This is a genomic window from Dactylosporangium sp. NPDC051087, assembly GCF_055586325.1.
The window spans coordinates 105,577-117,252 of record NZ_JBVJIJ010000013.1; the positions used below are offsets into that span (position 1 = coordinate 105,577).

Consider the following 11,676-nt stretch of genomic DNA (forward strand, 5'->3'; position numbering starts at 1 on the left):
TCATTAGCCGGGCTAACGAGCTATATTTGCCGGGTGGAAGCAGCAGCCGTGCGCATCGACGGGTTGCGGCACCGTTTCAAGGACACCCTCGCGGTCGACGGCCTGGACCTGGTCGTCGCCGAGGCCGAGATCTTCGGCCTGCTGGGGCCCAACGGTGCCGGCAAGACCACCACCATCCGGGTGCTCACCACGCTGCTGCCCCCGCAGGACGGCTCGGTCGAGGTGTTCGGCCTCGACGTCCGCCGGCGCAGGATGGCCGTGCGCCGCCTGATCGGCTACGTGCCGCAGGCGCTGTCCGCGGACGCCGCGCTCAGCGGCCGGGAGAACGTGGCGCTGTTCGCCCGCCTGTTCGACGTGCCGCGGGCGCAGCGCCGCGACCGCACCGCCGAGGTCATCGACGCGATGGGGCTCACCGACGCCGCCGACCGTCCCGCCGGCACCTACTCCGGCGGCATGATCCGTCGCCTCGAGCTCGCGCAGGCCCTGGTCAGCGCGCCGCGGCTGCTGGTGCTCGACGAGCCGACGATCGGCCTCGACCCGGTCGCCCGGGCCGGCGTCTGGGAGCGCATCCACGAGACCCGCGCCCGCACCGGCATGACCGTCCTGGTCACCACCCACTACATGGAGGAGGCCGCCGCGCACTGCGACCGGGTCGCCCTCATGCACCGCGGCCGGATCCGCGCCCTCGACACGCCGGAGGCGCTCGTGCGGTCCCTCGACGAGAAGGACGCCAACCTCGACGACGTCTTCCGGGAGTACACCGGCGGCGATCTCGAAGGAGGAGGGTTCAAGGATGTCCGTGTCGCTCGCCGCGCCCGTTGAGCCGGTCCGCCTCCTGGTGTCCCGCACCGCCGCGCTGTGCCTGGTGGAGCTGCAGAAACTGCGGCGGGACCGGACCGAGGCGGTCACCAGGGCCGTCCAGCCGGCGCTGTGGCTCATCATCTTCGGCCAGACCTTCACCCGGCTGCGGGTGGTGCCCACCGGTGACGTGCCCTACCTGGACTTCCTGGCCCCGGGCATCCTGGCGCAGTCCGCGCTGTTCGTGTCGATCTTCTACGGCATCCACATCATCTGGGAGCGCGACGCCGGGGTGCTCGCGAAGCTCATGGTGACGCCGACCCCGCGTGCCGCGCTGGTGACCGGTAAGGCGTTCGCGGCGGGGGTGCGGGCCCTGTTCCAGGCGATCGTCGTCGTGGCCCTGTCGCTGCTGCTCGGCGTGCACCTGCGGCTCGGCCCGCTGCACCAGCTGGGGGTCGCCGCGGTCGTCGTGCTCGGCTCCGCGTTCTTCTGCTGCCTGTCTATCACGCTCGCCGGTCTGGTGCTGAAGCGGGACCGGATGATGGGCATCGGGCAGGCGATCATCATGCCGCTGTTCTTCGCCTCCAACGCGCTCTACCCGGTGTCCGTCATGCCCGGCTGGCTGCAGGTGCTCAACCACGTCAACCCGCTCAGCTACGAGGTCGAGGCGCTGCGGGGGCTGCTCGTCGGCACCCACGCCAGGCTGCTGCTCGACTTCGGCGTCCTCGTCGGCTCGGCCGCGGTCGCGATCACCGTCGCGTCGATGATCCTCGGCAGGCTCACCCGGTGACCCTGGGACCGGTCGATCCGCGCACCGTCAGGTGCACGGGCAGCATCACCGACTGCCGCATCGCCGGAGCGGCCGGGTCGAGCCGGGACAGCAGCATCGACACCGCCACCCGGCCCGCCTGCTCGATCGGGGCGGTGAGCGTGGTCAGCGGCGGGTGGCAGAAGTCGGCGCCGAAGATGTCGTCGCAGCCGACGACGCTGAGGTCCTCCGGCACCCGCACCTCCCGCTCCCGCAGCCGTTGCAGGATGCCGATGGCCAGCAGGTCGTTGAAGACGATGCAGGCGGTCGCGCCGGTGTTGAGGACCGCGTCGGCGGCGGCCGAGCCGGAGCGGCGCCCGGACGGGAACGGCCCGACCCGGGTGAACGTGAGCCGGTGCCGGGCGGCGACGGCCCTGATCGCGTGCCAGCGGGCCTCGTTCGGCCAGGACCGCTCGGGCCCGGAGACGTAGGCGATGTCCCGGTGGCCGAGGGAGATCAGGTGCTCGGCCGCCTGGCCCATCCCGGCAGGCGTGTCGATGATCGCGCTGGGCACGCCGCGGACGTTGCGGTTGATCGTGACGAGCGGGATGTCCTCGGCGAGCTTCGCCAGCGACCGGTCCGGCAGCCGGGACGCGGCGAGGATCGCGCCGTCCAGGGAGCGGCGCATCTTGTGCAGCAGCTCCACCTCCAGGTCGCCGGAGTCCTCGGTGTCGATGAGCAGCTGTGCGTACCCGGCGGCCTTGAGCTGCATCTGGGTGCCGCGCAGCACGCCGAAGTAGAACGGGTTCGTCACGTCGGAGACGAGCACCGCGATCGCCCCGGTGCGTCCGGAGCTCAGCGCCCGGGCCTGTGAGTTGGGCACGTAGCGCAGCTCGCGGGCGGCCGCCTCGATCCGCTCCCGGGTCGCGGCGTTGACCCTGCCGGGGTTGTTCAGGGCGCGCGACACCGTCGACGCGGCGACCCCCGTGGCCGCGGCGATGTCGTTGATGGTGACCGGCCGGTCGCCGGATCCGAACTGGTGTGCACGGGGCATGCGGATGAGAAAAGCAGATGATGGCAAACGATGGCAAGCGGTTGCCGTCGTGAATGTGCCGCTGATAGCGTCCCGCTCAATCCGCCCGCCAAGCAGCACTGATGCGCTCCGTCACACCCCCAGTGAACAAGGAGTGGACACCCCTATGAAACGCGTTTCCCTCATCGCCGCCGCCGCACTGCTGTTAGCCGCCTGCGGCAACGGCGACGGCGGCGACAAGACCGGCGACACCGGCCTCAACGGTGCCGGCAAGACCCTCAACGTCCTGGTCCAGGCCAACACGATCTACCCCGATCAGCAGCGTGCCTGGTTCACCGAGATCAACGACAAGTTCAAGGCTGCTACCGGCGCCGAGGTGAAGTTCGAGACCTTCGCCTCGCCCAACGACGAGCTGACGAAGATCCAGACGTCGGTGCTGTCCGGTCAGGGCCCCGACATCTACTCCCTCGGCACCACGTTCACCCCGACCGCGTATTCGACCGGCGCGTTCCTTGAGCTCAAGGACGACGACTGGAAGAAGCTCGGCGGCAAGGACGCGTTCCTGCCCTCGACGCTGGGCATCTCCGGCCCCGACGCGGAGCACCAGGTCGGCATCCCCTTCACCAGCCGGCCGTTCGTCATGGCCTACAACACCGACCTGCTCAAGGCCGCGGGCTTCGACAAGCCGGCGACGAGCTGGGACGAGCTGCTGGTGCAGGCGAAGAAGATGACCAGCGGCGACACCTACGGGCTCGCGGTCGCCTACGCCGACGGCTTCGACCCGTGGAAGTTCATCTGGGCGATGAGCGTGCAGGCCGGCAACCCCCTGGTCAAGGACAAGAAGGCGCAGCTGTCCGACCCGAGCACGCTGAAGGCCTACCAGACCTACCTCGGCTGGCTCGCCACCGACAAGGTGGTCAACCCGGCCGCCGTCGGCTGGAAGAACGCCCAGGCCATCGCCGACTTCGGCGCCGGCAAGGCGGCGTTCCTGCCGATGGTGTCCGCGACGTCGAAGGTCACCCTCGACAAGTCCGCGGTCGCCGGCAAGTACGCCTACGCGATCATGCCGACCGTCCCGCCGGGGCAGACCAGTACCCCTGGCGTCGGCGCGAGCAGCATCCTCTCCGGCGACAACCTCGTCGTGGCGAAGTACACCAAGAACAAGGACCTCGCCCTCGCGCTGGTGAAGCTGCTGACCAGCCCCGAGCAGCAGGAGTCGTACTACAAGACGTTCGGCGAGCTGCCGACGAACGCGACCGCGGCGAAGAAGCTGCAGGCCGACCCGGCACTCGCGCCGATCGTCGAGTCGGCGTCGAAGGCCAGCGGCACCCCGTTCAACGGCGCCTGGAGCCAGGTCCAGCTGGCCCTCGTCAACGTCGTCGTCCAGTCGATCCCGGCGCTCAAGGACGGCAAGCTCGACGAGGCAAAGCTCAAGGCGCTCATCGCCGACGGCCAGAAAGCCGCGCAGGACGCCCTGGACAAGAGTAAATAGATTCATGGCGATCGAAACTGTCGCACCGCCGGCGGCCCGGGACGCCAAGCCCGGGCCGCCGGCCCGCCGCCGGAGCCGGCACCGCCCGCTGTGGATGCTGGCGCCGGGCGGGATCCTGCTCGTCCTGGTCATCCTGGTGCCGCTCGGCGTCGCCCTCACCGTCTCGCTGCTCGACCTCGACCAGTACACGCTGCGCGAATGGACCGGCGCGCCGTTCATCGCGATCGACAACTACGTCGAGGCGGTCACCGACACGCCGCTGCCGCACGCCATCTGGGTGTCCGTCGGCTACTCGGCGCTGGTCACCCTGGCGACCCTGCCGGTCGGTCTCGCCGCGGCGCTCGCCACGCAGCAGCGGTTCAAGGGCCGGGCCCTCGTGCGCTCGGCGTTCCTGATCCCGTACGTGCTGCCGGCCTTCGTCGTCGGCACCGTGTGGCGCACCATCCTCATGCCGTCCGGGCCCGCCAACTCCGTCCTCGGCGAGCAGCACCTGTGGCTCAACGGCCCCGACAGCTACTGGACGCTCGTCGTCGTGCAGCTGTGGACGTCGTGGCCGCTGCTGTACCTCCTGGCCGCGTCGGGCCTGCAGAGCATCAGCGAGGAGGTGCACGAGGCGGCCGCGCTCGACGGCGCCGGCTGGTGGGCGAAGCTGCGCTACGTGGTGTTCCCGCACCTGCGCGGCGTCCTGGCCCTGGCGCTGATCATCGCGTTCCTGCACAACCTCAACAGCTTCACGCTGCCGTACGTGCTGTTCGGCGTGCCCGCCCCGCACGACGTCGAGGTGCTGCCGGTGCTGACCTACGTGGAGAGCTTCCAGAACTTCCGCTTCGGGCTGAGCGCCGCCATGGCCGTGCTGTCGCTGGTCCTGGTCGCGATCCCGCTGTCGGTGTACCTGCGCGCGGTGAGGCTGAACCAAAATGAGTGAGCTTGCGAACGAATCATGTTGCAGTGCAAAAGCGTGCCTCATGGCGCCGGGGAGCGAAGCGAGGCGGCGGCATGAGAACTGACGTTCAAAGGCTGCTGCCGCGCTGGGTGCAGGCCTCGGTGATCACCGTCTTGCTGGTCTTCGTGCTCACGCCCGTGCTGTACATGCTGTTCGCGTCCGTCAACGACGACCTCGCGGTCGCCCGCGGCGCGTTCTGGCCCACGAGCCTGCACCTGGACAACTACGCGAAGATCTGGACCACGGTCGACCTCGGCGCCGGCCTGATGAACAGCGTCGTCGTCGCCGGCACCGTCGCCGTCGTGTCCGCGGTCGTCGCCGTCGCCACCGCCTACGTCCTGGTCCGCTTCCAGTTCCTCGGCCGCGGCCTCATCCTGCGCGGCCTCCTGGCGCTGCAGTCGATCCCCGGCACGCTCATGCTGCTGCCGGTGTTCGTGCTCTTCGCGAACCTGTCGGCGGTGCTCGGCGTGCAGGTCATCGGCACCCGGTGGGCCCTGTTCGTCACCTACCTCACGTTCGCGCTGCCGTTCTCGACGTGGGTGATGGTGACGTACCTGCGCGGCCTGCCCGCCGAGCTCGACGAGGCCGCCCGGCTCGACGGGGCCTCCTCGTGGCGGATCCTGCGCTCGATCATCATCCCGCTGAGCTGGCCCGGCCTCGTCGTGGCCAGCATCTTCGCGTTCCTGCTGGGCTGGAACGACGTGCTGTTCGCCTCCGTGATGACCAGCCCGGACAGCCGCACCGTCGCGGTGGCCCTGCAGGTCTTCGGCGCCACCCAGGAGGGCGGCGCCATCCCCATCTACGGGCAGCTGATGGCGTCCGCGCTGATCTGCGCGCTGCCGGTGGTGGTGTTGTACCTCGTGTTCCAGCGGTTCCTGGTCGGCGGCCTGACGGCCGGGGGAGTGAAATGACAGACCTGATCAACGTGGCGATCGTCGGCAGCGGCATCATCGGCGGCAACCACGCCGACGCGATCCTGCGCCATCCCCGCCTGCGGATCGTGGCGCTCGTGGACGCGGTCGAGGCCGCGAACACCGCCCTCGCCGCCCGGATCGACCCCGCGCCCTCGTGCCACCGCACCCTGGTCGACGCCCTCGCGTCGGTACAGGTGGACCTCGTGGCGATCTGCACCCCCAGCGGGCTGCACGTCGAGGCCGCCGAGCAGACCCTGCGGGCCGGCGCGCACCTCCTCGTGGAGAAGCCCCTCGACGTGTCGCTGCCGAAGGCCCGGGCGTTCGCGAAGGTCGCCCTCGAGGCCGAGTCGCGAGGCCTCGTCTGCGCCGTCGTCAGCCAGCACCGCTTCGACCCGGCCATGGTCGCCGTGCAGCAGGCCGTACGGGAAGGCCGGCTCGGGCGGCTCACCTCCGCGGTCGTGTCCATGCCGTGGTGGCGCGACCAGGCCTACTACGACTCCGCCGACTGGCGCGGCACGTGGGAGTTCGACGGCGGCGGCGCCGTCGCCAACCAGGGCATCCACCTCATCGACCAGATGCTCGCCCTGCTCGGCCCGCCCGTGGAGATCACCGCGCGGGCCACGCGCATCGCGCACGACCGGATCGAGGTCGAGGACCTCGCGGTCGCCACGCTGCGCTTCGCCGGCGGAGCCCTCGCGGTGCTGCACGCCAGTACCAGCGCACACCCCGGACTGCCGGTCCGCCTCCAGGTGCACGGCACCCGCGGCTCCGCCGTCCTGCACGACGACCAGCTGGAGTACTTCGCCTCGGCCGGCTCGCCCGACACGGCCGCCTCGCTGGTCGGACCCGCTGACGTGTACGGCGCGCCGAAGCCGGCGGACGGGTTCGTGCTCGGGCACCTGCGGCAGTACGAGGACCTCGTCGCGGCCATCGACGAGCGGCGCCCGCCGGGCGTACGGGTCGCCGACGGGCTCCTCGCCCTCGCCACCGTGCGGGCCGTCTACGTCGCGGCCACCCTCGGCCGTCCCGTCCTGTTCGACCAGGTCCTCGACGGCGTCCACGACGACGTGCAGCCCGCCGTCACTTCTTCTGTTGAGGAGCAGGTGTGAAGTTCTCCGTCTTCACCGCGTCGACCCCCGACTGGACCCCCGAGGAGGTCGTGCGGCACCTCGCCGCCCAGGGCTGGGACGGCGTCGAATGGCGCATCGTCGACCAGGACCCCGCCTCCAGCCCCGGGTTCTGGAAAGGCAACCGGGCCACCTGGCCGCTCACCGGCCTGGAGGCGGCACTGCCGGAGATCGCCGCCCTCACCCGCGGGGCGGGTCTTTCGTACTCCGGCCTCGGCGGCTACGCGCGCAGCTTCGAGCACGACGACGTCGCCCGCCTCCTCGCCGCGACCGCCACCCTCGGCGCCGGCCGGGTCCGGGTCACCATGCCGCTGCTGGCGACCGGCCGCTACCCGGACCTGTTCGACGCCACCCGCAAGGACCTCGAATGGGCCACCGGCCTGGCCGCCCAGCACGGCGTGACGATCCTCGTCGAACTGCACCACGAGACGATCGTGTCGTCGGCGTCCGCCGCGATGCGCCTCGTCGACGGCCTCGACCCGCGGCACGTCGGCGTCATCCACGACCTCGGCAACCTCGTCATCGAGGGCCACGAGGACCACCGCGCCGGGTTCGAGCTGCTCGGCCCGTACCTGCAGCACGTCCACGTCAAGAACGTCGCCTGGAAGCCCGTGTCCACCGCCGCCGACGGCACCGTGACCTGGGCCCACGACTGGGCGCCGCTGCGGACCGGGCAGGCACACGTCGGCCGTTACCTGGCCGCGCTCGCCGCGCACGGCTACGACGGGTGGGTCACCCTGGAGGACTTCTCCACCGCCGTACCTCTGGAGGAACGCACCGCGGACAACCTCGCATACCTGCGAAGCCTGCTGTAACCCGCTGTTAGCTGTTACCCGCTCTGTCGCCTTCGGCGATGGGGCTCGCTGCCCCACGCTTCGCGCGGGTCCCGCCGGGGGGATTCTCACCCCCGGAGCCCCCCAATGCGCCGCTGCGCGACGCACTGCCAGCGCGCAGAGCGCGCGGCAGCTTCACACGCATCCGCGTGCCATCCCGGTGGCTCGCCGCCGCGTCTTTTTCCATGATCCGGAAGACTTTTGGTCGTCCGGGCGGCAACAACTCTTCCGGATCATGGGTGGGGGGTGGGGGTGGGGTTCGAGGTTTTGGGGGAGTGCTGTAACCATCGGGGCGGAGCGGACATAGAACGGGGTATGGACGACGATCGTGACACCGGCTGGTTCCGGGCCGTGTACGCCCGGCACTACGCCGACGTCGTGCGGTACGGCCTGCGCCGGCTCGACGGTACGGCGGCAGCGGAGGAGCTGGCCCAGGAGGTCTTCCTGGTCGCCTGGCGCCGCCGCTGGGACGTGCCGCCTCAGGCGCTGCCGTGGCTGTACGGGGTGGCCCGGCGCCTGCTGGCGAACCACTGGCGGGCGCAGCGGGCCGCTCCGCCGCCGGGTGAGCTGCGCGAGCATCCCGCCGCCGACCGGCACGACGGGGTCACCGACCTGCTCGACGTGCGGGCGGCGCTGACCCGGCTGTCCGACGACGACCAGGAGATCCTGCGGCTCGTCGCGTGGGAGCAGCTGGCCGTCGGTGAGGCCGCGCTCGTCCTCGGCTGCGGTGTCGCCGCGGCGAAGGTGCGCCTGCACCGTGCCCGGCGGCGCCTCACCGAACTGCTCGCCGACACGTCAACCCCGGCCCGTGTGGGAGGCAACCGATGACCGAGCGGATTCTGGAGCAGCTGACCGCCGCCGACCCCGCCCGGGGCGTGCAGGTCGGCACCGGCGACGTGGAGGCGCTGCTGCGTCTCGCGTCGCACGACGTCACCAGCTACGACCTCGAAGGTCCCGCCCGCGGCCGGCGCCGGGTCCTGCTCGCGGCCGCGGCGATCGTCGCCGTCGGCGCGGTCACCGGCACGACCGCGGTGCTGCTGCGCGGTTCGCCGCCGCCCGGGCCCGTCCCGGCGGTGCCCGCGCCGAGCGTCGTGAGCAGCTGCGTGGACCGGCTCGCCGACGGGGTGGGGGCCGCGCCGTACGACACGTCCAAGGGTGCCTACGAGTACCTGCGGAGCTCGTCGATGAGCGGCAGCACGGTCCAGATGCAGAACGGGAGGTTCGCGAACGCGACGTACATGGTGGAACGGTCCACGTGGACGGCCGCCGACGGCTCCCGGCGGGTGCGGAGCGTGATGCAGCAGCCCACCTATCCCGACGAGACGTCCAGGGTGTTCTTCCGCGACAACCCGGGGATGCTGGCGCCGCAGGGCACCACCGTCGAGGACCAGTCCGCCGGTGAGGTCAGCCGGACGGCGATCCCGGCCGCGGATCCGGCGGCGATGGCCGACGCGCTGTACCGGCCGCGGGAGAACGGCCCGTCGCAGGCGGTCGACGGCGTCACCGCCCTCGTCCAGGCCCGCGTGCTGGACCTGCCGCACCGGGTCGCGTTGCTGCGGTTCCTCGCCGGAACCGACGGCGTCACGTGCGCCGGCGAGCAGGCCGACCCGACCGGCCGCCCGGGTGTCGTGCTCAGCGCGCCGGAGGGCGCCGGCCCGCACCCCAGCCCGGGTGCCGGCGGCAGCCGGTCACTGCTTGTGGACCCGGCCACCGGTGACGTCCTCGCCGCGGGGTACACCGACGACACCGGCACCGTCTGGAGCGCGGTCTTCCTGGAGCGGGGGTTCACCGACCAGCGCCCGGCACTGGCCCGGTGAGGGGTCAGTCCCAGCGGGTGGCGTTGCCGTCGTTGAGGGTGCCGGGGCGGTCCAGCACGACGCAGAAGGTGATGCCCGCCGGGTCGCGCATGACCCACCAGCGGTCCTGACGCTCGACCCGGGTGGCGCCGAGGGACTCCAGGCGGGCGACCTCGGCGTCGAGGTCGTCCGTGTGGATGTCGACGTGCACCCTGGGCTCGCCGGCGCCGAGCCGCTGGGTGAGCAGCAGCAGCTCGTGGCCGGGGATCGGCGCGCCGTGGAAGTCCGGATATTTCGTGACCCGCTCCAGCGGGGCGCCGAGCGCGCCCCGCCAGAACGTGACGGTCGTGTCCTCGTCGTCGGCGGGCACGTCGAGGACGATCGTGTACAGCCTGCTGAAATGCGCCACGGCGCAGAACTTACAGCGCCAGCAGGATCGAGGTGCGCAGGGCGGGGGCGCCGTCGACCGGGGCGGGGTCGTCCTCGGTGGGGGCGACGCCGCCGGCCGCGACCCGGTCCAGGGTGTCCAGGCCGAGCGGGCGGACGCTGCCGAAGATCGTGTAGTTGGGCCGCAGCGCCGAGTCGGCGAAGACGAGGAAGAACTGGCTGCCGTTGGTGTCCGGGCCGGCGTTGGCCATGGCGAGCACGCCGCGCGCGTAGACCTTGCGGGCGCCGGTCGGGTCGGTCGGCGCCGGCGGCAGCCCGGTCGGCAGTTCGTCCTTGTACTTGTAGCCCGGCCCGCCCTCGCCCGTGCCCGACGGGTCGCCGCACTGCAGGACCTTCAGCGTCGGGTACGTCGTCAGCCGGTGGCAGATCGTGCGGTTGTAGAACCCGTGCCGGGTGAGGTGCAGGAAGCTCTGCACCGTGCACGGCGCCTGCGCCCGGTCCAGGGTCAGCGGGATCAGGCCCAGGTTGGTGAAGAGCGTGACGGTGACCGTGCCACGCGCCGGCGTGTGCCGGGGATCCCTGGGTAGCGGCACCGGCCGGACCGCCGGGTCGTCGGGGGTCGGCGTGTACGCGCAGGGCCCGCTCGTCGGCCCGCCGGGCGGTCCTCCCGCCGTGGCGGGGGCGGGCGCGACGGCGAGGGCGGAGACGGCCACGGCGAGCATGACCACGACGGCACGGATCCGGACCACGTTGTCCTCCATCGAAGTTCGGGAATCTCCAAGAGGTCTAACGGATGTCGATGTCCCACGTCAAGGCCAATGCCCTTTTGCGCCCGGATCGCTGGCCTGGCAGTCGTTGTTCATCTCCTGCATGTCCGGCGTGCGCGCACGGCCGGTCATGTTGGTCATGCGGCGTCCCGAGCGTGTGTCCCAGGAAGTGGGCGTTCCTTGCGGGCGAGGGAGCAGCGGGTGCACCAATCGAGGTTCGTCTTCTTAGCGCTGGCCTCGGCGGCCGCCGGTGACGGCAGGGCGGTCGAGGCCACCACCTGGATGCTGGTGTCGCCGAACAACCGGCCGCTGGGCAGAGCGGCGCGGACGTTCGACACCTACGGCGCGTGCCGCGACGCGGTGCTGAGCCTGCGGGACGGATTCGCCGGCGTGCGCGGCACGGTCGCCGCCGCCGAGTCCAACGGGCAGTGGGTCTGGCGCGCCGAGGTCGACGGGGCGACGGTCGGGATGTCCAGTCGTTCCTATCTGCGCGCCAGGGAATGCCACTACAACCTGGAACGCTTCCTGGAAGCCGTGCCGGCGGCGCTCGTGGTGGCCGGCACCCGCAGTGTCCGGGGCGGTCGGCCGACGGCGCTCGACGCCGGCGGCGACATGGCGGCGCTGCCGCCGCGCCCGGCACCGTGGGGCGCCCGGGCTCCGCACGCTGACCGGCCCGACGCGGGCCGTGACGTGCGGACCCGGGGCGCCCACCCGGCACCGGCACCGGGGACCCGGACGGCGTGACCCGGACGGCGTGACCCGGACGGCGTGACCCGGACGGCGTGACCCGGACGGCGTGACCCGGACGGCGTGACCCGGACGGCGTGACCCGGACGGT

13 protein-coding genes are annotated in these 11,676 nt (G+C 71.7%); 10 read left to right on the plus strand and 3 right to left on the minus strand.

Translation table 11 applies throughout. The annotated features are described in order from the left end of the window. Nucleotides 1–33: 33 nt before the first annotated feature. Together ACZ6TV_RS25055 and ACZ6TV_RS25060 are read left to right on the plus strand one after the other, a co-directional pair. Nucleotides 34–822, plus strand: a complete 789-nt coding sequence (locus ACZ6TV_RS25055) for an ABC transporter ATP-binding protein (RefSeq protein ID WP_465299675.1) — start codon at nucleotides 34–36, stop codon at nucleotides 820–822. Next, nucleotides 794–1,588, plus strand: coding sequence for an ABC transporter permease (locus ACZ6TV_RS25060; RefSeq protein ID WP_465299676.1), 795 nt, complete (start codon nucleotides 794–796; stop codon nucleotides 1,586–1,588). Before ACZ6TV_RS25055 ends, ACZ6TV_RS25060 begins: the two co-directional genes overlap by 29 nt. Here ACZ6TV_RS25060 and ACZ6TV_RS25065 read toward each other — a convergent pair. Further along, nucleotides 1,578–2,600, minus strand: a complete 1,023-nt coding sequence (locus ACZ6TV_RS25065) for a LacI family DNA-binding transcriptional regulator (RefSeq protein ID WP_465299677.1) — start codon at nucleotides 2,598–2,600, stop codon at nucleotides 1,578–1,580. The genes ACZ6TV_RS25060 and ACZ6TV_RS25065 overlap by 11 nt on opposite strands. Before the next feature lie 145 nt (nucleotides 2,601–2,745). On the opposite strand from ACZ6TV_RS25065, the gene ACZ6TV_RS25070 reads away from it, so the two are divergent. The 7 genes from ACZ6TV_RS25070 to ACZ6TV_RS25100 all read left to right on the plus strand — a co-directional run bounded on the left by ACZ6TV_RS25070 (nucleotide 2,746) and on the right by ACZ6TV_RS25100 (nucleotide 9,705). Further along, nucleotides 2,746–4,071, plus strand: coding sequence for an ABC transporter substrate-binding protein (locus ACZ6TV_RS25070; protein WP_465299678.1), 1,326 nt, complete (start codon nucleotides 2,746–2,748; stop codon nucleotides 4,069–4,071). A 4-nt stretch (nucleotides 4,072–4,075) separates the two neighbouring features. Next, complete coding sequence (locus tag ACZ6TV_RS25075; protein ID WP_465299679.1) at nucleotides 4,076–4,996, plus strand: carbohydrate ABC transporter permease; 921 nt, start codon at nucleotides 4,076–4,078, stop codon at nucleotides 4,994–4,996. Nucleotides 4,997–5,067: 71 nt separating this feature from the next. After that, a complete protein-coding gene (locus tag ACZ6TV_RS25080; protein WP_465299680.1) occupies nucleotides 5,068–5,925 on the plus strand; it encodes a carbohydrate ABC transporter permease in 858 nt (285 codons plus the stop codon). Next, complete coding sequence (locus ACZ6TV_RS25085; protein WP_465299681.1) at nucleotides 5,922–7,037, plus strand: Gfo/Idh/MocA family protein; 1,116 nt, start codon at nucleotides 5,922–5,924, stop codon at nucleotides 7,035–7,037. The genes ACZ6TV_RS25080 and ACZ6TV_RS25085 overlap by 4 nt, the downstream gene beginning before the upstream one ends. Then, nucleotides 7,034–7,870 carry a sugar phosphate isomerase/epimerase family protein gene (locus tag ACZ6TV_RS25090; RefSeq protein ID WP_465299682.1) on the plus strand — a complete coding sequence of 279 codons (837 nt, stop codon included), beginning with the start codon at nucleotides 7,034–7,036 and terminating at the stop codon, nucleotides 7,868–7,870. Before ACZ6TV_RS25085 ends, ACZ6TV_RS25090 begins: the two co-directional genes overlap by 4 nt. Nucleotides 7,871–8,203: 333 nt before the next feature. Next, nucleotides 8,204–8,716 (plus strand): RNA polymerase sigma factor, encoded by a 513-nt coding sequence (locus ACZ6TV_RS25095; protein ID WP_465299683.1) that lies wholly within the window; start codon nucleotides 8,204–8,206, stop codon nucleotides 8,714–8,716. After that, nucleotides 8,713–9,705, plus strand: coding sequence for a hypothetical protein (locus ACZ6TV_RS25100; RefSeq protein ID WP_465299684.1), 993 nt, complete (start codon nucleotides 8,713–8,715; stop codon nucleotides 9,703–9,705). The genes ACZ6TV_RS25095 and ACZ6TV_RS25100 overlap by 4 nt, the downstream gene beginning before the upstream one ends. Nucleotides 9,706–9,709: 4 nt before the next feature. On the opposite strand, the gene ACZ6TV_RS25105 is transcribed toward ACZ6TV_RS25100, so the two are convergent. Both ACZ6TV_RS25105 and ACZ6TV_RS25110 read right to left on the minus strand, forming a co-directional pair. Beyond that, on the minus strand, nucleotides 9,710–10,093 hold the full coding sequence (locus ACZ6TV_RS25105) for a VOC family protein (protein WP_465299685.1): 384 nt from the start codon (nucleotides 10,091–10,093) through the stop codon (nucleotides 9,710–9,712). 10 nt (nucleotides 10,094–10,103) lie between these two features. Further along, nucleotides 10,104–10,793, minus strand: a complete 690-nt coding sequence (locus tag ACZ6TV_RS25110) for a peptidylprolyl isomerase (protein ID WP_465299846.1) — start codon at nucleotides 10,791–10,793, stop codon at nucleotides 10,104–10,106. Between the two features lie 246 nt (nucleotides 10,794–11,039). On the opposite strand from ACZ6TV_RS25110, the gene ACZ6TV_RS25115 reads away from it, so the two are divergent. After that, entirely contained in the window at nucleotides 11,040–11,582 is a 543-nt protein-coding gene (locus tag ACZ6TV_RS25115) for a hypothetical protein (protein ID WP_465299686.1), read from the plus strand. Nucleotides 11,583–11,676 lie beyond the last annotated feature (94 nt).

Excerpts from the sequence above, each read along its gene's own strand:
- ACZ6TV_RS25085 (WP_465299681.1), top strand. The coding sequence starts at position 5,922 with ATGACAGACCTGATCAACGTGGCGATCGTCGGCAGCGGCATCATCGGC.
- ACZ6TV_RS25065 (WP_465299677.1), bottom strand. The coding sequence starts at position 2,600 with ATGCCCCGTGCACACCAGTTCGGATCCGGCGACCGGCCGGTCACCATC.
- ACZ6TV_RS25075 (WP_465299679.1), top strand. The coding sequence starts at position 4,076 with ATGGCGATCGAAACTGTCGCACCGCCGGCGGCCCGGGACGCCAAGCCC.
- ACZ6TV_RS25110 (WP_465299846.1), bottom strand. The coding sequence starts at position 10,793 with ATGCTCGCCGTGGCCGTCTCCGCCCTCGCCGTCGCGCCCGCCCCCGCC.
- ACZ6TV_RS25100 (WP_465299684.1), top strand. The coding sequence starts at position 8,713 with ATGACCGAGCGGATTCTGGAGCAGCTGACCGCCGCCGACCCCGCCCGG.
- ACZ6TV_RS25060 (WP_465299676.1), top strand. The coding sequence starts at position 794 with ATGTCCGTGTCGCTCGCCGCGCCCGTTGAGCCGGTCCGCCTCCTGGTG.
- ACZ6TV_RS25095 (WP_465299683.1), top strand. The coding sequence starts at position 8,204 with ATGGACGACGATCGTGACACCGGCTGGTTCCGGGCCGTGTACGCCCGG.
- ACZ6TV_RS25070 (WP_465299678.1), top strand. The coding sequence starts at position 2,746 with ATGAAACGCGTTTCCCTCATCGCCGCCGCCGCACTGCTGTTAGCCGCC.
- ACZ6TV_RS25080 (WP_465299680.1), top strand. The coding sequence starts at position 5,068 with ATGAGAACTGACGTTCAAAGGCTGCTGCCGCGCTGGGTGCAGGCCTCG.